The sequence below is a fragment of the Clostridium sp. CM74B_53 genome, assembly GCF_036318045.1.
Lineage (GTDB): Bacteria > Bacillota > Clostridia > Lachnospirales > Lachnospiraceae > Pilosibacter.
Genome location: NZ_JAWQDE010000016.1, coordinates 55,746 through 78,335, shown reverse-complemented (window position 1 = coordinate 78,335; position 22,590 = coordinate 55,746). Strand labels below are relative to the sequence as shown.

General features: G+C 43.4%; 20 protein-coding genes. 9 read left to right on the top strand and 11 right to left on the bottom strand.

Annotated features, from left to right (window positions below; all coding sequences use genetic code 11):
* Positions 1-1,031: transposase (locus tag V2546_RS12755; RefSeq protein ID WP_329752538.1), on the top strand; the 1,031-nt coding region annotated here is incomplete at its 5' end.
* Between the two features lie 332 nt (positions 1,032-1,363).
* Here V2546_RS12755 and V2546_RS12750 read toward each other — a convergent pair.
* A complete protein-coding gene (locus tag V2546_RS12750) occupies positions 1,364-2,227 on the bottom strand; it encodes an AraC family transcriptional regulator (protein ID WP_329752536.1) in 864 nt (287 codons plus the stop codon).
* Between the two features lie 199 nt (positions 2,228-2,426).
* On the opposite strand from V2546_RS12750, the gene V2546_RS12745 reads away from it, so the two are divergent.
* The 4 genes from V2546_RS12745 (at position 2,427) to V2546_RS12730 (ending at position 8,350) form a co-directional block, all read left to right on the top strand.
* The gene (locus V2546_RS12745) at positions 2,427-5,465 is read left to right on the top strand and encodes a glycoside hydrolase family 2 TIM barrel-domain containing protein (protein ID WP_329752535.1); all 3,039 of its coding nucleotides are present in this window, start codon (positions 2,427-2,429) and stop codon (positions 5,463-5,465) included.
* Between the two features lie 48 nt (positions 5,466-5,513).
* The gene (locus tag V2546_RS12740; protein WP_329752534.1) at positions 5,514-6,911 is read left to right on the top strand and encodes an MFS transporter; all 1,398 of its coding nucleotides are present in this window, start codon (positions 5,514-5,516) and stop codon (positions 6,909-6,911) included.
* Between the two features lie 432 nt (positions 6,912-7,343).
* On the top strand, positions 7,344-8,144 hold the full coding sequence (locus V2546_RS12735; protein WP_329752533.1) for a helix-turn-helix transcriptional regulator: 801 nt from the start codon (positions 7,344-7,346) through the stop codon (positions 8,142-8,144).
* Positions 8,120-8,350, top strand: a complete 231-nt coding sequence (locus tag V2546_RS12730) for a hypothetical protein (RefSeq protein WP_329752531.1) — start codon at positions 8,120-8,122, stop codon at positions 8,348-8,350. The genes V2546_RS12735 and V2546_RS12730 overlap by 25 nt, the downstream gene beginning before the upstream one ends.
* A gap of 326 nt (positions 8,351-8,676) precedes the next feature.
* Here the strand turns inward: V2546_RS12730 and V2546_RS12725 are convergent, their stop codons facing one another.
* From V2546_RS12725 to V2546_RS12705, 5 genes are all read right to left on the bottom strand, one after another.
* The gene (locus V2546_RS12725; protein WP_271976935.1) at positions 8,677-10,188 is read right to left on the bottom strand and encodes a recombinase family protein; all 1,512 of its coding nucleotides are present in this window, start codon (positions 10,186-10,188) and stop codon (positions 8,677-8,679) included.
* Between the two features lie 94 nt (positions 10,189-10,282).
* Positions 10,283-10,474: a hypothetical protein gene (locus V2546_RS12720; RefSeq protein ID WP_118715217.1), complete on the bottom strand. Its 192-nt coding sequence runs from the start codon at positions 10,472-10,474 to the stop codon at positions 10,283-10,285.
* Between the two features lie 69 nt (positions 10,475-10,543).
* Entirely contained in the window at positions 10,544-11,488 is a 945-nt protein-coding gene (gene mobV / locus V2546_RS12715; protein ID WP_329752529.1) for a MobV family relaxase, read from the bottom strand.
* Between the two features lie 183 nt (positions 11,489-11,671).
* The gene (locus V2546_RS12710; protein ID WP_148885382.1) at positions 11,672-12,067 is read right to left on the bottom strand and encodes a replication initiator protein A; all 396 of its coding nucleotides are present in this window, start codon (positions 12,065-12,067) and stop codon (positions 11,672-11,674) included.
* A gap of 111 nt (positions 12,068-12,178) precedes the next feature.
* Positions 12,179-12,592, bottom strand: a complete 414-nt coding sequence (locus V2546_RS12705) for a cysteine-rich VLP domain-containing protein (protein ID WP_329752527.1) — start codon at positions 12,590-12,592, stop codon at positions 12,179-12,181.
* A 299-nt stretch (positions 12,593-12,891) separates the two neighbouring features.
* On the opposite strand from V2546_RS12705, the gene V2546_RS12700 reads away from it, so the two are divergent.
* From V2546_RS12700 to V2546_RS12685, 4 genes are all read left to right on the top strand, one after another.
* A complete protein-coding gene (locus V2546_RS12700) occupies positions 12,892-13,572 on the top strand; it encodes a hypothetical protein (protein WP_329752526.1) in 681 nt (226 codons plus the stop codon).
* Between the two features lie 38 nt (positions 13,573-13,610).
* The gene (locus tag V2546_RS12695) at positions 13,611-14,411 is read left to right on the top strand and encodes a helix-turn-helix domain-containing protein (protein WP_329752524.1); all 801 of its coding nucleotides are present in this window, start codon (positions 13,611-13,613) and stop codon (positions 14,409-14,411) included.
* A complete protein-coding gene (locus tag V2546_RS12690) occupies positions 14,342-14,764 on the top strand; it encodes a DUF6881 domain-containing protein (protein ID WP_227064813.1) in 423 nt (140 codons plus the stop codon). The genes V2546_RS12695 and V2546_RS12690 overlap by 70 nt, the downstream gene beginning before the upstream one ends.
* Positions 14,765-15,012: 248 nt before the next feature.
* Complete coding sequence (locus V2546_RS12685; protein WP_002607913.1) at positions 15,013-15,399, top strand: hypothetical protein; 387 nt, start codon at positions 15,013-15,015, stop codon at positions 15,397-15,399.
* Positions 15,400-16,071: 672 nt separating this feature from the next.
* Here the strand turns inward: V2546_RS12685 and V2546_RS12680 are convergent.
* The 5 genes from V2546_RS12680 to V2546_RS12660 all read right to left on the bottom strand — a co-directional run bounded on the left by V2546_RS12680 (position 16,072) and on the right by V2546_RS12660 (position 22,404).
* On the bottom strand, positions 16,072-17,124 hold the full coding sequence (locus tag V2546_RS12680) for a tyrosine-type recombinase/integrase (protein WP_329752523.1): 1,053 nt from the start codon (positions 17,122-17,124) through the stop codon (positions 16,072-16,074).
* Positions 17,124-18,008 (bottom strand): tRNA lysidine(34) synthetase, encoded by an 885-nt coding sequence (locus V2546_RS12675; RefSeq protein ID WP_486463593.1) that lies wholly within the window; start codon positions 18,006-18,008, stop codon positions 17,124-17,126. Before V2546_RS12675 ends, V2546_RS12680 begins: the two co-directional genes overlap by 1 nt.
* A 262-nt stretch (positions 18,009-18,270) precedes the next feature.
* Entirely contained in the window at positions 18,271-18,897 is a 627-nt protein-coding gene (locus V2546_RS12670) for a hypothetical protein (RefSeq protein ID WP_329752522.1), read from the bottom strand.
* Positions 18,898-19,451: 554 nt separating this feature from the next.
* The gene (locus V2546_RS12665; protein ID WP_021905074.1) at positions 19,452-19,736 is read right to left on the bottom strand and encodes a hypothetical protein; all 285 of its coding nucleotides are present in this window, start codon (positions 19,734-19,736) and stop codon (positions 19,452-19,454) included.
* A 448-nt stretch (positions 19,737-20,184) separates the two neighbouring features.
* Entirely contained in the window at positions 20,185-22,404 is a 2,220-nt protein-coding gene (locus tag V2546_RS12660) for an NlpC/P60 family protein (protein WP_329752521.1), read from the bottom strand.
* Positions 22,405-22,590 lie beyond the last annotated feature (186 nt).

Sequence of the window (22,590 nt, the reverse complement as noted above, 5' to 3'; positions counted from 1 at the left end):
ATACAAGATTGGAACAGTGGAAAAATGGAGCGATTTCCGGAAAACCGAAGCTTGTATATGAAAACCATGCGATGCCGGTATTTTATCGGAATGTCATGTACAAACCAGGAGAAGAGAGTGAAGACGCGGCCTGCCTGAAGCTTTATGATGGTCATGACTGGAAATGGTTCCGCGCAGGTCTGCTTCATACGGATATGGAGTACCTGCGCAGGCACTGGTCCGGAAAAAAGTCTTCTGCTCCGGTTTTGGAAAAACGACATCAGAAATATTTTCTCCGCTTTTCTTATACGGAAGAAGTTACATTATCAAAAACACCTGTAAAGGATCAGCTCATCTGCAGTGTGGATCTTGGAATCAATACGGATGCAGTCTGTAGTATCATGCGGTCAGACGGAACTGTCCTGGACCGGAAATTTATCAATTTCCCCAGTGAAAAAGACCGGCTGTCCCATGTACTCGGAAGGATCCGGAGATTCCAGAAGGAACACGGTTCCAAGCAGATCGGAAGCCGATGGGCGTATGCGAAACGTCTGAATACGGAACTTGCCAGAAAGACTGCCCGTTCGATCGCAGAATATGCTCATGAGAATCATGCGGATGTGATCGTGTTTGAGTACCTGGAAATGAAGGGAAAGATTTCAGGAAAGAAACGACAGAAACTGCATCTTTGGAAGAAACGGGAGATCCAGACTATGTGTGAACACAAAGCACACCGGTATGGGATCCGTGTGTCCCGTGTCTGCGCATGGAATACCAGCCGTCTGGCGTATGATGGAAGCGGACCGGTCAGCCGAGATCCGAAGAACCACAGCCTGTGTGTTTTCCAATCTGGAAAACAGTATAACTGTGATCTGTCAGCATCCTACAATATCGGAGCGAGATACTGGATTCGGGAAATCATAAAAACCATACCGGAAACGGAAAGGTCTTCACTGGAGGCAAAAGTACCTGCGGTGAAGCGCAGAACCTCATGTGTTTATGCTGACCTGCTCATCCTTCAGAATGAGTATGGATGTTCGAAAGCTGCATAAACACAGGCAGATATCCGGAGGACTACCTGTTATGTGGAACCCAGCCGTACCCGGCATGGAGGATGCGCATATCTGCGCAGTTCTAAGTTTCAGGCGTATCCGCCGGTATCCGGTCTTGCCGTTTAAAACGGCTGAGAAGCATGTGACTTTAGTCATGTGAGGTTCACATCCTTATATCTATTGCATTTTGGCAAATTTAAAAGGAAGGTTCCTTTGCCGTAGCAGATGACACCTTCCTTTAATGACTGATTTTTCTGTTGTCCGCCAACTGATCGGTACCCAAAGTCCGATAAGCAATTTAGATAAATTGGATTCTTATAATATTATGGTTTTCAGAACTTATTTCTTATCTTTTGGTATTCTCTAGGTGAATATCCTTTTAGCTTGTGGAAGAGTCGGCTGAAATAAAGCTGGTTATCATACCCGACAATCTTAGAAATCTCATTGATGGAATAAGTTGTTGTTTCAAGTAAAATCTGAGCATTGGTGATTCGGATTCCTACAATAAATTGCATTGGTGTGGAACCAGTGAATTTTTTGAAATTTCGGATAAACCAGCTGACACTCATCCCTCGTGAGGCAGCATAATCGTCAATATTGATATTCTGATGATAGTTTTCACTGAAAAAGGTAACAGCGATATCCATCTCACGATCAAGATATTCATTTTTTGATATGTGTTCTCTAGTCAGTTCCCGGTGAAAGCTAATTAAAAGATGGCGTAGCAAAAGGACAAGCATTTCCTCATAATTATCCTGACAGCGTTGGAGCTCGATGATAATACGTTTGAAAATCCGTTCATATTCGTTAGATGAACCAACGTGAAAGATACGTTCTTTATCTGGAAATCCATATTGGCGTAAGATATTTTTCACATCGCTTCCTGTGAAGTGAATCCAGTATACTTCTGTCTTATCTTCTCCATAATATTCATATTTCTGAAGTTCTTTCGGTCTGTAAAGTACAAAGTTACCGGCAGGAACAATCGTTTCGTTATCTACATTATCAAAATGGAAATGTACACAACCAGCAGTGATATATATAATCTGATAATCCAGACGTCCTCTCGGACGGTAGGTGGGAAGCTTGGGAAGGCTGGAAAGACGATAAGTACCACAGCTTCCTACAATCAGTGGACGACTTTTGTCTTTAAAATCCATATGTGAGTGGTTCAAATAACCGGCGTTCATATACATAGGACGTCACCTCTTTTCATACTTTTTATTATTGTATCATTTAGTGCATGTTTTGTCCAATCTAATTCATAGACATATTTTGCGGATTAGGATAATCTATATTTAGAAAACAAAGAAACGTAAGAATAAAAGGAAAGGATCAGATTTTCTGTGGGAGAACAAAGAGCAAAAAAGTATATGTATTGGAGGAGAGCTATTTATGATTGTACCGCGTTATTATGAGAATTTAAGTGTATTGCATGAAAACACAATGCCAGCCAGAGCCTATTATATTCCGGCATCCAAAAGAATGGATGACCTGGTGGAACACAGAGAAGAATCAGATCGTATGCAGTTATTGAATGGAACTTGGAAATTCCAGTATTTTAACAGCATTTATGACATTCAGGATTCTTTCTTTGAGAAGGATTATGATACGGAACACTTTGATGTGATTCAGGTTCCGAGTGTATGGCAGATGGCAGGATATGATGTGCATCAGTATACAAACATCCGGTATCCGTTTCCGTTTGATCCGCCATACGTGCCGCAGGATATTCCGTGTGGAGCTTATGTGCATACTTTTGATTACAGCAGAGATGAGAAAGCTTCAAGAGCCTTTTTGAACTTTGAAGGGGTAGACAGTTGCTTTTATGTATGGATCAATGGCTCTTACGTAGGATACAGTCAGGTTTCACATATGACCAGTGAGTTTGATATTACCGATGTACTTCAGGATGGAACGAATACCGTGGCAGTTTTAGTAATGAAGTGGTGTGATGGTTCTTATCTGGAAGACCAGGACAAATTCCGTATGAGTGGTATTTTCCGGGATGTGTACATTTTAAAACGTCCGGAGCAGGCAATCAGCGATTACCATATAAAAACAAAAATTGAGGATATGATTGCAAAAGTAGAACTTGACGTGAAGTTTTACTTCCCAGTAAATGTAAAGATTTCGATAGAAGACAGAAACGGAGCAGTTGTAGCAGTAGGAAGTATTGCCGAAGAAGGAGCTGCTGTTTTAGAAATTGCAAGTCCGGAACTTTGGAATACAGAAAATCCATATCTGTATAAATTGATTCTTGAGACAGAAAATGAAGTAATCGTAGATCATATTGCACTCAGAAAGATAGAGATTAAAGATCGGGTTATTTACTTAAATGGACAGAAGATTAAATTCCGTGGTGTCAATCGTCATGATTCTGATCCGGTTACTGGATTTACGATCAGCCGGGAACAGATTATAACGGATCTTACGTTAATGAAACAGCATAATTTTAATGCGATCCGTTCCAGCCACTATCCGAATGTACCATTTTTCTATGAAATGTGTGACAAGTATGGATTTATGGTGATAGATGAAGCAGATATTGAGGCTCATGGACCATTTATGCTCTACAGAAAAGAAGACACCGATTATAACCGGTTCAAACGGTGGAATGAAAAGATTGCTGATGACCCGGTATGGGAAGAGGCAATCGTTGATCGTGTGAAACTCATGGTGGAACGTGATAAAAACCGTTTTTGTATTGTCATGTGGTCAATGGGAAATGAGAGCGCATATGGTTGTAACTTTGAAAAAGCATTGGAATGGACAAAAAAATTTGATCCAGACCGTATCACCCAATATGAGAGTGCAAGATATCGTAATTACGATAAAACATATGATTACAGCAATCTGGATGTGTACAGCCGTATGTATCCAGCTCTTTCTGAGATTCAGGAATATCTGGACAAGGATGGAAGCAAACCATTTCTTTTGGTAGAGTACTGTCACAGTATGGGAAATGGTCCTGGAGATTTTGAAGATTATTTCCAGATGATCCAGGATAACGATAAAATGTGCGGCGGCTTTGTTTGGGAATGGTGTGACCATGCGATTGCTCATGGGACTGCTGAGAATGGAAAGGTAATCTACGCTTACGGAGGTGATCATGGCGAAGAAATCCATGATGGTAATTTCTGCATGGATGGATTAGTATATCCGGACAGAACGGTGCACACAGGACTTTTGGAATACAAGAATGTTTATCGTCCGGCAAGAGTTATTTCCTATAACAAAGAAAGCGGAGAACTGGTGCTTCATAACTACATGGATTTTGATGACTTGAAAGATTATGTGAAGATCAATTATGAACTGACACAGGACGGGCTTGTAATCAGCAAAGGTAAACTTTCAGAAGTTTCAGCGGCACCACACAGTGAAGGAAAAATAGACCTTAAAATCAATGTGCCAGAGAGTGGAAAATGTTATTTAAAATTTATTTACCATCTGAAAAAGAAATTGCCACTGCTGGATGAAAACTGTATTCTTGGATTTGATGAAATTGAGGTAAGCAAAGATGATGCAAAATGTAAACTTGCAGAGAAATGGCTACAAAAAACAGCAGTGGACTCTGAACTACAGGTAAATGAAAATGATACACAGATTCATATCAAGGGGCGTGAATTTGCTTATACCATAGACAAACGTACTGCACTCTTTACAGAGATGAAATTCGCAGGGCGGGAATACCTGAACCATCCGATGGAATTAAATATTTGGAGAGCTCCAACAGATAACGATATGTACATTAAGTCTGAATGGAAGAAAGCACATTATGATAGGGCTTATACAAGAGCCTATACGACAGAGGTCGTGCAGGGAAGACATGGGGTAAAGATTATAAGCCATGCTTCTGTTGTGGCAAAAACAGTACAGAAGATTCTTGACGTGATGATTGCATGGAAAATTGATGACATTGGACGGATTGATGCAGATATTGCAGTAACAAAAGATGATGAGTTCCCGGATCTGCCGAGATTTGGTGTGAGAATGTTTCTGGACAAGAAACTTACAGATGCCAGATACTTTGGAATGGGACCACAGGAAAGCTATCGAGATAAGCATCAGGCTGCGAGTCATGGCCTGTATCGGGCAAATGTAGGTGACCTGCATGAGGATTATATCCGCCCACAGGAAAATGGTAGTCATTATGATTGTGAATACGTAGAACTTAACAACAGCCGATATGGCATTGTGGTATCTGCGGAAAACGCTTTCTCATTTAATGCTTCTTATTATACACAGGAAGAACTTGAGAAGAAAACGCATAATTATGAATTGACAGAATCAGATAGTGTAGTATTTTGTGTTGATTATGCATTAAATGGAATTGGCTCTAATAGTTGTGGCCCGGTTGTATTGGATCAGTACCGATTTGATGATGTATGGTTCCGGTTCCAGTTTACTCTAGTACCGTATGTAAAGGGGTAATAAAATTTCAGGTGACCTGTAAACAAGGAAGGAGAGTATGGTTGTCTTATGGGAGAAAAAAAGTATTTAAAATGGTATAACAAAATTGGATATGGTTCGGGTGATATTGCAGGTAATGTAGTCTATGCGTTCCTGACATCCTTCATGATGCCCTATCTGACAGACTCAGTAGGACTTGCTGCAGGTGTCGTAGGTACCCTGATTGCCGTATCAAAACTATTTGATGGTTTCACGGATATATTTTTTGGATCAATGATTGACAAAACACACAGTAAAATGGGAAAAGCAAAGCCTTGGATGCTGTATGGATATATTGGCTGCGCCATTACATTAGTCTGCTGTTTTGCGGTACCAGTCAGCTTGGGGACGACTGCTAAATATGCATGGTTCTTTATCTCTTATACACTGTTAAATGGTGTGTTTTATACAGCAAACAATATTGCGTACTCAGCACTTACGTCACTGATTACAAAGAACAGCAAAGAGCGTGTACAGATGGGATCTTACCGTTTTATTTTTGCATTTTCAACAAGTCTTCTGATTCAGGCGATTACAGTTGGATTTGTAGATAAATGCGGTGGAGATGCTGCGGCATGGAGAACGGTTGCTATTATCTATGCAATCATTGGTCTGGTCGTAAATACGATTTCAGCACTTTCTGTTAAGGAACTTCCGGAGGAGGAACTTAATGAAGGAGAAGTAAAGAATGATAATGAAAAGTACGGAATGGTACAGGCATTCAAGCTTCTTGTCAAAAACAAATATTACATGATGATTTGTGGAACATATATTTTACAGCAGTTATATGGTGCCATGATTGGAGCTGGCATTTATTACATGACATGGGTACTGAAAAATAAGAATTTGTTTGGACAATTTGCATGGGCAGTAAATATTCCACTGATCATTGCCCTGATTTTTACACCGACATTAGTTGGTAAGTGGAAGGGTATGTATAAACTGAACTTAAGAGGTTATATCTTAGCAGTCATCGGTAGAGCACTTGTTGTTGTTGCCGGATATATGGGTAGTGTTCCGCTGATGATGGCGTTTACAGCTCTTGCAGCCTTAGGTCAGGGACCATGGCAGGGAGATATGAATGCTGTTATTGCATCCTGCTCTGAATACACTTATCTTACACAGGGAAAGAGAATTGATGGAACGATGTACTCTTGTACTTCTCTTGGTGTAAAAATCGGTGGAGGTATTGGAACCGCTGTTGTTGGATGGATGCTTGAGCTCAGTGGATATGTCGGAAAAAATGCAACTCAGCCACAGTCTGCACTTGATATGATGCAGTTCATGTATCTTTGGCTTCCGTTAATCTTTGATGTATTGATTATGTTTGCACTTTCAAGAATGAATGTTGAAGATGCAAATAAAAAACTGAAAGCAGAAAAAGGAATTGCTGCAGATGAAATAACAGATGCATCAGACATGAATTAGCATTTGACAGGGAAAAAGCATTGTTTGAACATTGTTCAATGAGGCAATGCTTTTTCTATATAAATATTTTCAGGACTAATCAAAAAAAGAAAAGTGGATTAAATAGATGATCCAGATATAAGAGAACAGAAGAAGGAAAAGTTGTATTCAAAAGATTTATAGAAAGTTTATAAAAAAGACCACATCATTTTGTGAAATGGTCTTAAGCAAAATATTCAGTTTTCACAAAACAGTCTGTTTAGTATTTATACATGGTATGGATGCGCAAAATATTCTGTGTAGAATAGTAAAAGGTCATTCAGGTATTTTTTAAGGTTGCTCATTTGCAATTCCTCCTTTCCTTGTTTACAAGTCGATTATAGGATAGATAAAAAAGGATTGCTTGCCAAATCGAAAGAAGATATAGACAAATGTTGCAAAGGAGAGTATTTCATGCAGTTAAAATATGTTGACACAAAAGAGGAAATTATAGCGGTCAATAAAAAGTCAAAACATATTGAACCTCATCTTCATAATGCACTGGAGATTGTATGTGTAACAAATGGAGCATTAGAGCTTGGTGTCGGACAGGAACTTTACCATATGGAAAAAGGAGATATTGGATTTGTATTTCCAGATATCATTCATCACTATCAGGTACTGACACCCGGTGTAAATAAGGCCATTTATCTGATTGCATCGCCATTTGTGATTAGTAAATTTGCAGATATCATGCAATCCATGGCTCCCGAATATCCGATTATCAGAGCGGAAAAGGTTGAACAAGAGGTATATAGAGTTATAAATGCAATTTTAGAGACAGAACAGCCAGATATAACTGTTGCACAGGCATATCTTCAGATTGTGTTAGCACGTTGCATGGGAAAATTGAATTTGGTAGAAAAGAGTAATGTGGGGAGCAGGGATCTGATTTACCAGACGGTTTCCTATATATCAGCAAATTTCAAAAAAAAGTTTTCGCTGGAAGAGATGGCAAAAGATCTGGGGGTAAGCAAATATGTCTTATCTAGGCTTTTTTCTCAAATATTCCATAGAAATTTCAATCAATATCTTAATGATGCAAGGTTAAACTACGCATGTTATCGTCTGGAAAATACGAGGGATTCTATTACAAATATTTGTCTGGATAGTGGATTTGAAAGTCAAAGAACGTTTAACCGAACATTTAAAGAAAGATACAAAATATCGCCGAGTGACTATCGGAGTAAATGCGTGAAAGATATGTTGTTATAAACGGTTCTATTAATGGAAAAGAGCTTATTGTATCCATAAAGAAAAATCCGGAACGGAAGTTGCAAACGGAAACCCATACCGTTATAGGAAAAGCAGCCAGAGACTTCCAGAACCAACAGAAGATCCAGAAAAATGATCGTGAACAGAGGCTGGCAGGAATCTACTACAACCAAGGAAGAAATGCAGGCTGTAAACCGGAACATTAATGAGCAGAAAAGCAGACCATCGAGACGCTGCGGCAAACCATTAAGGAATGGGACATTTCATGAAGAATTGGAGAAACTGTTTCCAGAATTAAAATAGACACATATAATTGAACCGGCCTTCCATACATTGAGAGGGCATTCTTAATCAAAACATAAGGGAAATCCGTATAGACTAAGAGAAGGTCACTTTACATCCCTCAAAATGGGTAAAGTGACCTTTTTATATTATCTTTTATTTAAGGGGAATCATGTATTAGAAACTATTATAAAGTACAGTTTACAAGGGACTACACAGGGTAGGTATCTGACGGGAGGGGTTCCACCCGTCAGATTTTCCATGTGATATTCAAGCTGTCGCTTGTGGCGGCTACGGTGGTAATCATCAAATCCACCACACGCCGCTTGTCGTCAAAAGATACATTCTCCCAAGTGTCGAGGTAGCCGGAAATCTGGCTGACCTGTTCCGGGCTAATGGCTTCCACCGTTAGTTCCGCTATCCTCGCCAGAAGGTCCTGCTTGCGCCCGTCCAGTTCTGCTATCTTCACATTCACATAGGAGAGCAGGACATTGTTTGCACCCGTCAGACTGTCCACCAGCTTTTCAATCTCGCTGTCCACATGGAGAAGTTCCACTTGCAGGGCGGCAATTTTCGGGTTTGCCTTTGCCGCTTTCTTTCTGCCTGTCAGCGTCTTATAGCTTGCCAGTTTCTTTATCATCTGCTGATAAACAACCGTTTCCAGCTCCGAAGTGATGATTTTCCCGCACCCGGCACAGCTTTTATTGTCCAGCCGCTTTGTGCAGCGGAGATATTGCTTTCCCACAGGATTGTTAATGCTCATAAGGGCATACCCGCAGTTTCCGCACTTGATTTTTCCCGCCAGCCATGTATGGGTGGCTTTCCGGGCAGACTGGATTTTCATGTTGTTCATCAGCTTCTTGCGGCAGGTCAGCCAGATGTCGGAGGGGACAATGCCCTCATGGGGAGCCAGCACCAGCATTTGGTCTTTCAAGTCGTTCTTTTTGCTGGGCTTCACATCCCGCCCTTGATACAGATAGCAGCCATTCATGCCGGTAAAATCGGCAGCGTCATTGACAATGATTGTCCCTTGACTTTTGAAAAATTCGTACACATCAAGGTCTGCCTGCACATAGACAGGATTGCGTAACATCTGCGCCAGCGTGGGGCGTATTAGTTCCTTGCCGTTGAATAAAATTCCCTGTTCGGCAAAGTACCGGGTAATGTCCCCGTAGGAGGTTGTGGGCTGGGCGTACATCTCGAACATCAGCCGGATATTTGCCGCTTCGTCTGGGTTTACCACCAGCTTCTTTGTGTTGATACCGTCCATCTTGATTGGCTCTGTATGGAAGCCATAAGGGGCTTTTCCACCCATCTTAAACCCTCGCTGGCTGCGGGAATAATAAGCGTCCGTCACCCGCTTCTGTATCGTTTCCCGTTCAAGCTGGGCGAACACGATACAGATATTCAGCATCGCCCGCCCCATCGGCGTGGAGGTGTCAAACTTCTCCGTAGAGGACACAAACTCCACATTGTACTGCTGGAACAGCTCCATCATATTGGCAAAGTCCAGAATGGAACGGCTGATACGGTCGAGCTTGTAAACCACGACCTTTGCAATTAAGCCCCGCTTGATGTCCCGCACCAGTTCTTGAAACTTTGGACGGTCTGTGTTCTTGCCGCTGTACCCTTTGTCTGTGTATTCCTTGCAGTTACCGCCTTTCAACTCGTATTTGCAAAATTCAATCTGGCTTTCAATGGAAATGCTGTCCTTTTTGTCTACCGATTGTCTTGCATAGATTGCGTCTATTCTGTTGTTCATATTGTCGCTCCTTTTCTTCAAAAAGAAACGGAGCTGCTGACAGTTTTATTATACCGCCAGCAGCCCCGTAAATCAACGATGGCTTCGGAAAACCTTACGCCCCGGCTTCCTCTTTCTGCCGCTTATCGGCATATTTGCGGAACACCTCATAAAGCTGCTGCTCCAGCTCCCGGCGTTTTGCCGCTTCCTGATCCGGCGTGAACACCGGGGAGAGATTTTCCAGCGTGATTTCTTTTCCCTGAAAAGTCACGACCTCTGTTTCTTTTTTGTATCTGATATGCTCCATAGAACCTCCTGTATTCAATTTTCAAGGTACAATGCCGCACAGGGACGGCGTAAAAATCTGCTTATAAAATCACCTTTCCTTTCCATGCTGCCGCTGCTGCCGTTTCAGTTCCGCCAGTATATCCGGCGGGATACGGTCAACCAGACGCTGTAAATTGTCCAGTTCGCTTTTCAGCTTTGCCCTTTCCATCGTATCTTTCATCTTGCCTTTTTCACCGGCTTTTGCCCTTGCTTCCAGCTTTTCGTTTTCCGCTAACAGGTCATTGATTGTGACCTTGTATTTTTTCAACTGCCCGGAGAAATTCTCCATCTGCGGGAACCACTTTTTCAGCATGGAGAGGGCTTCCTCTTTTTTCTTTCCGGCGTTGAACGGGGTAATATCGTCCAGCGTAGCTTCAATGGCTCTTGCCTGTTTGGAGAGATTGACCGCCTGCTTGAACAGACGGGTGGGGATATGCTTCCTGCCTGTCTTGCTGGCACTTTCCCCACGTTCCAAGTCGGGATATTTCTCCACCATATAAGCGTGAAAATCGTCCTGCCATTTTGTGAGGTTGGCTCTGTTCCCTATAATCTCCTTTGCACACAGGCGGTTGTCCTCTGTCAGCGGAACAAAGACCAAATGCAGGTGGGGCGTTTTCTCGTCCATGTGTACCACCGCCGACACGATATTTTCTTTCCCTACCCGCCCGATTAAGAAATCAGCCGCCCTCTGGAAAAATTCCTGTATCTCCTTTGGGGACTTCTTCTCGAAAAACTCCGGGCTGGCGGTAATCAGCGTATCCACAAACCGGGTGCTATCCCTGCGGGTGCGGCAGCCAACCTGTTCAATGCGGCTTTGAATGAAGTGGTAATAGCGTCCCTCCGGCTTGACGATGTAGAAATTGTACTTGCTCCGGCTGGTGTCAATGTCGGGATTGCTGGCGTACTGTTCCTTTTGCCGTTCGTGATGGGCTTCCAGTGGTCTTGCCGGATTGCCCTTGTGTTTTTCAAATCGCAAAATTGCATGTTGTGCCATGAAACTCCTTTCCCCATTCCGTTCCTTTCCGGGACTTTTCCACAGGAAAATCCCGCAGAAAATATCTCGGATAGGAAGGGAATGGATAGAATATAAATCAATATTTTTATCTCTGTATTTCTATATACCGTCTGGTTTTCGTACTTCAAGAGGATTGATTATCGTACTTGTGGAGTGCGGTTTTCAGTCCTCCGGCGTTCCATAACCGGATTTCTTGAAGTCGGTGTTTGGAACCGCTTCATAGGATTTCGGGTAAATGCGGTTGGGTTTTCCACAGCCCTGTTTCTGGATCTCCACCAGTCCCGCATACTGCAATTCCCGTAGGGTATTGACCGCCTTCTGCCGCCCACAGTGGAGCAGGGCGACTACCTCGCAGATTGGATAGTACAGGTAAATGCGCCCGTACTCGTCCGCCCAGCCGTTCTTACGGGACAACTCCGTCCGGCGCAGGATAAAGGCGTACAGTATCTTCGCTTCATTGGACAGGGGTGTGAATGTGGGGGCTTCAAAAAGGAAATTGGACAGCCGGGTAAAGCTGACCGATTTCTCCGGCTGATGAATATAAATCGTGTTTGTCATAGTGTGCTTTGTGGACAGTTAGAACGGCATTTCCGGGGGCAGACGATATTTTATATGACCTGCCCCGGTTCTGCCCTCTGGAAGCCTTATAAATCAAGGCTTTTTTCCTGCCTAACTGTCCACATAAGACCTCCTTTTCCGTTCACTTTCTGTTTTCTGCCGCCTGTGAACTCTGGCGGCGCAGTCGGGACAGTATTTCGCTCGGTTGGACTTTGGGACGAACACTCTGCCGCAGACCACACAGCGTTTCAGCTCCTTATCCCGGAAAATCTCTGCTTCCAGCGTTCCAATTTGCGGCAAGACTGACCAGCGGAACCACTTACAGCAGACCGAGAAAGAAATGGTCTGGGGACAAGTATGGCTGTCCCTATCGTCAAGGAGCATACAGTTTCCGTCCTCATAACAGCAGCACTCCCGGCGGATCAGGGCGTTTGCCTGTTTCCTCTGTGCCGGTGTCATGCGGTAAAGGGAACCGTCCTGCCTGCGCTCTATGGGCGGCAGTCGTTTATATTGGTTCTCTCTCATGTGTTCCCTCCATTTTTCCTTAGCCGTTCTCCCCGAAAAGGCTTCCTGCCCCATTCCTGCGGCGTGTTCCAGCGTTGGCACGCTCCCCGGACTTCGGGACAATTTGTCCCGAAGTGGCTCGTTGCGATGCTTCCCCTGCCGGGGTATTCCTTTTCGGACGGTCATTTAGTTTTCAAGGTGCAGCTCATCGATGAACTACTCTAAGTCTACACCTAAATGACTGCCCGCCCCGTATATCCATAAGGTCGGAAATCAGCTCGGAAAACTCTCTATTTCCACGCTCTCGGAATTGTGGTAAAATGAAAGTACTTGGATGGCAATTAAAGTTTGAAAGGAGTGGCGATATGATTTCAACGAAAAATTTGTCTGGATTACCTGATGTAAATCGCCTAAGGGCTTTCTGCAAAGGGCTTGCAGCTTTGGACATCATCATGTTAGAGAAGGAATGGAGTTTCATCCGTCACTATACATACAATCCCATATGGAGAAAGGGAAAAGAAGCATTTTGGGCTACCGATGGCAGTGAGCAAAGCATGATTATCATGTTCACATCTGAAGGCTGTGTTATCAATGGTGTAGATTCTGAACTTTACGATTGGGAAGAAAAACTCCCTCGGATAGAGGATTTGACAAATGGGATGCCTTCCGCTTTGCAAAAGCTCATGAATAGCAGAGAAGTCAAAAAGATGAAAAGCACTTTTTGCGTCTGGACGGAAGATGGCGTTGTTTGGCACTGTAATCCTATGGCTGGTGAGGACGCTTCCAAGGATTTACTCTCTATGATTGATGGTAATCCGCAGACCTATGTGGAATACGGGAAGTGGTTTTATCCCGCCGACCTGCCTTTGGAAGTTGTGCGCCAGCTTGCAGACGGGGTGCCGGTGACAAAAGAGATGATTGTTGCATTAAACCCCAAGCGTAGTGAATGGGACGAGATTAAGGCAGAATTAGATGAAATCGGGTATCTGAACAAACTTTGATATAACAGGTAACATAAACAGACAAGGAGGGGGAGTGCATGGAACTATCCATACAAGAACGATTGAAAGACCTGCGTGTGGAGCGTGGGCTGACGCTGGAACAGCTTGCGGAGCAGACGCACCTCTCCAAGTCTGCGTTGGGCAGTTATGAGGGGGATAATTTCAAGGACATCAGCCATTATGCCCTTATTGAGTTGGCAAAGTTTTATGAAGTGACTGTTGATTATCTGCTGGGGCGTTCTCAAACAAAAAATCACCCAAACGCCAATCTTGCAGACCTGCGTTTGAGTGATGATATGATTGAATTATTGAAAAGTGGGCGGGTGGATAATTCCCTCTTGTGTGAACTGGTGGTACACCCGGATTTTCCCCGGCTCATGGCTGACCTTGAAGTCTATGTAAACGGTATCGCTGGCAAACAGGTGCAGAGTGCAAACGCTATTGTGGACGCTGTGAGCGCAACTATTATGAAGCAGTACAATCCCGGCTTGACCGACCCGCAGTTAAGACAGCTTATCGCCGCTCATATTGATGATGACAGCTTTTGCCGCTATGTGATACAGCAGGACATAAGCAAGATAGCTCTTGACCTGCGGGAAGCCCATAAGGACGATTTTTTCAGCGTTCCGGAGGACAACCCGCTGGAAGATTTCTTGCAGACCGCCGAGGAAACTGCCAGTCCAGACAGCGACCCGGAGCAAGCGGCTTTGGCGTTTATCTGTAAGCGGCTCAAGCTGAATTTGAAAAAGCTGTCCGAGGAAGAAAAGAAGTGGCTGAAAAAGATTGCACAGAAGTCGGACTTGCTGAAAAATCCAAACCCACAGCGGGGGAGAAAGTAAGAGAGCGACAAATCGGGAGTTGCTATGAGGTAATTATCATGGAAAGGAATATTGAGTATATACAGCTATTTATGGAATACGAATCTGATGATATGCCGATGGTATATTTTTATGAAGTCGATGTGAATGATGACCGTTTTGCCCTAAGAGCGATAGAAATTTTTGTAGACAGGACAGTAAAGTTTTATAATGACCTATATTGTGATGTTGTAGAAGTGTGTCCAATTCCAACCGTTGATGAATTAAACGAAAAGGTTTGGGGAGAGGGCTTTTATGCAACTATTATTTCTAAAGGTAAATTTGACGAAATATGGAATACAGGAATTTATAACGAAAGCCTAACGGCTACTTAACATTCCCATTTATCGAGGGAGATAGCAAATCCAGCCGAGCCAGTCAACGGTCAAGATGAACGGCGCACAAATGCGCCGCCATTGACAGCCCCGCCCGCCTTTGCTGATGGGCAATCAAGGCGGGAAAGCCCTAAAACGGCTTCCCGCCCATTTCTAAGAACTGATAAGTCAGATTTGCTGAAAAATCCAAATCCACAGCGGGGACGGAAGTAGAGAACAATAAATAAGAATTTACAGGAGGAAAATCAATGGAAAATTTAATTAAATTTTTGGAAGAAAAGATAACTGATAAAATGCCGGTGGAAGGAATTGTTGATGTGTTTGAGCAGATGTGCAGCACACCTCTTGAAGAAGATATGGTTTTATTTGAAACCGGAACATTTACTGATTTTTCAAAAGAACCGTTTTTTCAAATTTCATTAGTACGACAGTTTTCAAATGATGATGAAGAGTTTTATCAAATCCATGTGGACATCTTGTATGAGCCAACCGCTGAAAATAAAATTTTCAGCGAAACAACATGGGACGAAGATTTAGACGAAAATATATTTGACTATATCAGAAAATCAGCGTCGTTTGCTTATGCAAGAAATCATGAATACATCGAGGTAAAAATATATATGGACGAAACTTAACTTCTCATTTATCAGGGAGATAGCAAAGCCCTAAAATGGCTTCCCCGCCCATTCCAATTTTGAGAGAAAAATCTGTTTGCTTTTTTGTGAGTGTGTCCACAAGTTCGGGACATTTTGTCCCGAAGTCCGGCGTGGGACGAGGAACGGGGGCTTTCATATACGCCCTGTCTGCTGACGAAACCAGCCCTGCGCTTGCGGCTCCACGACACGCAATCACAGCCCTGTTTTCCTGCTGCTTCAAATGCCCTTGCCCGACCCGGCGGCAACCTCATTTTCGCAGCAACGCCGACAGAGCGTATAACACACTACACTTTGCAAGCAAAGTCGTGTGCCAAGGGGTAAGCCCCTTTGGAAACCCCAGACAACAAAACAGGCTGAATATCTCGCACTTCCCCGGTGCTTGATATTCAGCCTTTATTTGTTGTCAGCAGCCCCCGTTTCGTGGTCTGCGTGTAGTTCCTTGTAAACTGACCTAAAGTATAATTTAAAAATCTTTATACTTTATACAGTTTTACTTGGCAAATATGAATTTTGAACTTTATTTTAGCAAAATACTATTTTCACTTTACACGGAAATAAAGTACGAAATTAGCCTTTTTTACCTAAAAAATTTTTTTTACTTTTGTACGAAAATTAAATTTTTACTTAGATAGTTTACATAATATAATTATGTCAATCTTCGCGCAGCCTTACAACATTCCGCGCTGACCGCCTGCGTTCTTCCTCCTGAGCCGCATAATGTTTTCTGGTCGTATTGACATCATTATGGCCTAAGACGGAGGCGACGAGGTAGATATCGCCGGTTTCCCGGTAAAGGCTTGTACCGTAGGTGCTGCGGAGCTTATGCGGGGTGATCTTTTTCAGCGGTGTGACAAGTTTCGCGTATTTTTTTACGAGATTTTCCACGCTGCGTACGTTGATCCGTTTCCGCTGCATGGAGAGGAAGAGGGCGTCCTCATTTCCTGGAACCGCGTCGATCATTTCCCGCTCATCAAGGTAGTTTTCCAGCACATCACGGACTTCATCACTGAAGTAGATCACGGATTCCTTTCCGCCTTTCCGGTAAACTCTGGCACCGCAGGTATCAAGGTCGATATCATTGATATTTAATCCAACGCATTCAGAAACACGGATACCGGTTCCGAGGAGGAGTGACATCATTGCAAGGTCTCGAACTTTTGTTCGTTCATGGTAAAGCTTCTGTTTTTCGGTCAGTTTGTCACCTTCCTCAACCTCATCGAGGAGCTTTGCAACCTCATCGATCTCCAGACGGATAATTTCCTTTTCGTGGAGCTTCGGCATGCGCACGAGGGCGGCGGGGTTCTTCTCGATCCGCTCATTTCGGAAGAAATAGCTGTAGAAGCTGCGAAGAGAAGAGACCTTCCGCATGAGTCCACGTTCTGTATTTATAACATCTTCATTCGTATCACTCGGATGACATTTCAGATAATCAATATATTCCTCCAGATCTGTCACCGTCAGCTTTTCAAGATCAGACGGTGTGAGAGTATGGGACGGATTGTCAAAGGTGCCGGGATTGGCGGTCTTTAAGAACTGAAAAAATATTTTCAGATCATATGCGTAGGCAATCCTGGTTCTTGTGGACGTGCTTGTCTCGATTCCGCGGAAAAAATCGGAACAGAAAGAAGGGAGTTCCTTCTGCAGTTCCCGAAGTTTCTTGATATTTTCAATATCCTTCTGTTCATGGTAGGAGAGTGTGGCCATCAGAATTCCTCCTTTTTATTCTTGCTTTCACGGTCATTTTCATGGCAATTATGTGATCCGGAAAGTTGTTCTTCCGCACCGATCTGATCGCTCTGCATTTTCACAGATGTCTTTGATCGACAGGTTTTATCAGCCACTTCCTCAGATGTTCCAGCCATTCCGATATTCCCAGAATTCCAGCCTTCAATATTTCCAGATGTCACCGCATGAAACAGCCGTTCCTTAATTCCCGGATTATCTTTATTTAACAGCCTGGTTAAATTTTTAACATATTCGCGTTTTGTATGTCCATCAGCGGGGCATGGATTTTTGCACACAGGAAGATTATACTTATTCTTAAATCCGATCACATCAGCCTCAGAGACATACATGAGAGGGCGGATCACTGTGAGCTCTGTGCGGTCCAAAAATGTCTTTGGCGGGAATGTATAAAAACGTCCTTCGAACATTAAAGACAACAGCATCGTCTCAATAATATCATCCTTATGATGCGCGTAAGCGATCTTATTGCATCCGGCGGCCTTTGCCTCAAGGTTTAGGGCTCCTTTGCGCATTTTCGCACACAGAGAGCATGGATTGGACTCTTTACGGGTCTCAAAAACGATTTTCCCGATCTCGGTGGGGATTATCGTGAGCGGTACCTGAAAACCTTTGCAAAAGGCCTTTATGCCGCTGAAATCCTGAATTCCGAATCCGAGATCGACTGTGAATGCATGAAGCGTAAAATGTTTCGGGTAAAAGCGCTGCAGTTCATGGAGCGCATAGAGAAGAGCCAGACTGTCCTTACCGCCGGAGACACCGACAGCAATATGATCCTGATCATCGATGAGAGTATAATCATCAACAGCCTGACGAACCAGGCTTAAAAGTCTTTGTAATTTCATTAGAAAACCTCATTTCATGGAAAACATGGTAAATCACCGGAATTTCACCATAACTATTCGATAAACTGTTCTTTCACGAATAGTTGGAAATCTATCCATATCATACCCTATTCCATCCCCAATGTCAATATTCCGGCTTTCAAAACAAAAAATGCCATAATATATTGTCGATGTAGGTAAACATGTCACAAAGATGTAGGACACTTATCACAATCACATGGAAATCCCGCTTTTCTACTATTTTTTCGGAATTATATAGGAATTATTCAATATTACTTTTTTTCTCCAGGACATAATTATCATTATCACCGGTTAGCGGATCGCTGCCTATGGTAATCAATGGTATGCTGTTGGTTTGCCATTTTTCATAGATAGCTTTAAAATTCTGTGTTTTGATTAATAAATCCTGCTTATTATCCTCTGAAGTATGTATCGAATCATATGGCAGTTCCTCTGTCTCTAATATTTCTTTCTGGCCCTTCTGATTAAAGGAAAATATTTCAAAATGGTAATTTCCTATGCCATTCCATATCTCAGGTGTATACTGTAGGATATAGTTTTTATGGTCAACAACCGTTAAATAGTACCAACGCCATCCAGCATGGTTATCAGAGGCATGGTCTTTATATATTACAATAGGATTGCTATCTATTATAGCATATATTTCCACTGTGATTTCCAAGGCATCCTGGCTTATAACAAGTAACTCATCATTACCATCATGTGTTAAATCTACCATAAGAGTTCCTGCAATATTCTCTTCGGGATAACGTGATAAAATATCCTCGAAAAAATTATATTGGTTATTTTTCGTGGCAATAAGAAAACACCCTAATCCAAAAAGTATCATACATATAAAAATCAAAATCTCAAACTTTGTTTTTTTCATTTTTCCCTCTTGCTGTGAAGTTCAAAGTTATGTTTAATTTATACTAAATAATTGGTGAAGCCATTATTGATATCATCTACCGTATAGGTTTTAGATTCCCCCGTCTTTTGATCTGCAAAAGAGGTGGATGAATAGGCAGACAAGAGGAATAGTGTCATGCTGCAGAGTACCAGAAATCTTTTTTTCATAGAGTGCTCTCCTTTTCATTGTTTAGTATGTCTCGTTACTTAGTGTGCAGTGCTAGTTATCTACATGGGACATATCCATTGGAATCATCTCCTTTTCAATATTCGTTAATCCTTTTGTTTTCATATGTTATATGAAACAAACTTTCCTATTCACATTCATATGTTACTGCCATATAGCTCTTTGCCACAGAAACCATGTTTTTACGGATTTATTCATCATAGCGACCTCCTTATCCGGGAGGCATCCATCTTAATGGGGCTTTATTAATTATATTTTTCAGGAACTGATCCAACTCAAAATCTATCGATTTGTCCATGACATATTTTGGTCTGTTCACCGTAATGTTCTTCCCGCAAAAAATAATATTATATTGGTATGTTTCCATTGATATAATGGCTCCTTTGTCCCGGCCATTTGGGTGGAGTGATTGAGAATACAGGTTTCTTTTTTCTGTCATTAAACAGGATTGTAAATTCTTCAATCTTTTGCTGACCTGTTATTCTCTTTTTATAAGGTGGGGACACGAGTATGATCCCGGCGATTTTTTCTGCGTTTAAATTATCAAGTCTAGTTATTTTTCCAAAAAATATTACGCCCATGGTTATCAGCACGAAAATGATATATCTTATTTTAATTTTCTCCTTGCCCATACTGCCTCCTGTCTTGGTGCAGTCCGCGTTACTCTTTCCTTTTTTTGAATTATATTATCGAATTGTACTGTTTTCAATACACTTCTTCATATCTTCATAATTCGTAATATATTGTTTATATTTTAGTTAATTATCTATAATTTTTTCTCTTATAAGCATCCAAAAAATCTTCAGCGTATCCAATTATCAGCGCAGAACTGCCTCGATTCAATTTTTATTAATTCTTTTTCTTCACTTTCGTTATCGGCAACTAAAGCAAGCACCTTCTCTCCAGCCACATTCCAGTCTTTCTAGACCCCTGATGTGCTGTAAAGAAGGTGCTGCACATGATCCGCACAAAAATGTTCATCACAATCATCAAATCAATTTCATACAGATCAAATTATTTAAAATTACTTTTTAGTCCCCAGAACCAGACAAATCGGTTAATTCCCAGAACTACATTCCATTAATCCAGCAGATTTCTATAATACGGCCAGTTCGCGTTCATCACGCCAATTGTGACATTGTTCGCGGAACCCGTCTCATGGACACACTGGATCTGTCCGTTTGAGGTAAATCCGAGGAACATGATAACATGCGGCGTGGATCCCGTGATTACCACGATATCGCCCGGCTTCAAATCCTGACGTTTTACCTGCCGTCCAAGAGTCCTTAAGCCCTCTGTGCCCTCATACGGCAGATGCGTTCCTGTGACGGACCAGTATACCCAGTTGACCCATCCGGAACAGTCGAGTCCCTTTAAGATACGTCCCTTGTGGTCCGGGATCGTGACGGAACCGAAATTGTTGCCAGTATAATTCTGGGCGCTGGCCTTTCCACCCCAGTAATACGGAACTTTTCCGACAGATTGAAGGGCGTACCGGATAATATTCTTTCTCGTCTCTGAAGTATCTTTTGGAAGTCTGCTCATGTAGGAGTCAATCTCCGTCGTTGAGAGCGGCGCTCTTGTGCCCTCCACGACTACATTGAGCCCATATGTCTCTGTCCAGTCCTGGCGGTTGATATGGCTTACAAAGGACATCATTCTGCGGTTCCAGCCTTCCCAGCCGGTTCCGTCTGCGGTTACTGATGCAGTCTCTCCCACCGCATTTCCCGCATCATCGATGCTGTAAAGGTTTGCGCTCTCGCTGAGGGTCCGGATGATCGCCGTGATCTTAAGATCGACATGTCCCGGGCAGATCAGCGCATGGGAGGCGGCCGCATGGACGGTGTACTGCTCCACTGTTTCAGCTTGTTCATCAGAAACAGGGATGAGCTCCGGATCGGTTTCCGGCTCCTCACTTTCCGCGGATGCTGTTATCTCCGCAGGTGCTGCAGTTTCCGCGGCCGCATGGACGATATAATCGGAGCTTGCATCGGAATCTCCGTTGTCACTGACACGGATGACCTTTACCGTGGTCTCTTCCGCTGCCTCAGAAGAAGGTGCTGTTGTCTGCGGCGCTGTCTCCGCCTGCGCCGAAGGTGCCGCTGTCTGCGGTGTTGTCTCCGGAGCTTTTGTCGTCTCAGCCGCTGTAGTGGAATCTTCCACACGGACGATCGTCGTCTTCTTCTTCGTCTCCTGGATCACGCTCTCCGCTGTCTCAGCCAGGGAATCCAGGGCACTCGTGGTCGACTCCTTTGTCTCAGCTCCTTCTGTGTGGTTTGCAGCTGACGGCGGTACCGTTATTGTCTCAGCTGCCGTTGTGGTGCCTTCCGACGCCCCCTGCGCGGAGGAGGCGGACGAAGAGCTGCCGCTGTAGCTCTCCCCGTTCACGGAAACCGTGTCTCCGGCCTGGTCGATGACCTCATCTCCCACATCTGTCCGGATCTCGGTATCGATATTCCGCCCGGATACGAATGTATCCTCTCCTTCCAGCTCAGAATCTCCCTCTTCCGCGGACGCGTTCGGATCCACACAGCCATCACAGTAGTAGACGTTTCCCAAAACTGCCTGGTAGGAATGTGATTTTGTCCAGAGATCATTGACGTAGGCACGGATCGAATCAAGGTCCGTGATCCCATTGTAATAAGCATATACACTCGCCATGGAAAGAATGTCCTGGGCATTGGAGACCGCGGATGTGACCTCTCCGTCTCCGTTGTAGAACGTGATCTTTACATTCTTAAAATGTTCCACATACCAGGTGGACGGATCATTTTTATTCTGGGTCTTTGATGTCGGATTGTACTGTCCGAGAACGGAGGATGCCTTGCGTCCAAAGGCAGGCGCCAGCTTTACCGGTGCCGTATTTGCCATATCGTAGATCGCAGCAAACCATTTGGAATCCTTCTGGATCAGCTCCTTCATCAGGATCTCCGCATAGCTTGTCTCCGATCCCTCTGCGTACATATTTGCGAGATTTAATTTATACGGGGCCGGAGCATCCGGGTCGATCTCCGCTGTGGTCTCCTCAGTCTCTCTCTCCGTCGGATCCTCGAGGATATCAAAGGTCTCCGGTTCTGTGATCCTCTCTGTACTGATCTCAGCCGGGGCGGCCACCGGAATATATGGCACCATCGCGGAAAACGCGATACAGGTGCACAAAGCCATCGCCAGAAGCGGTCTTGCATTCTGTCTGCGCGTCACCCAGCGCATACAGTCCGCCGCGATCTTTTCGACCTGTTCACGGATCTTTTCTTTATCGAAAGGTAATTTATGAAAATCTAAATGGTCTTTGAACTTCATTTTCGAGCGTACATCTCCTGCATTATGTAAATATAACGGTGTAAGTATAACATATAGAGGAAGGAAAATTGTTTAAGATTTTTTTAATTTTCCAAAATCAGCAGGTTCTTACAGCCCCGGAATTCCGGCATTTTTTTCGGCAAATATATGGCACGATCCGGTCCTTGTTGACATTCTTCATCTTTT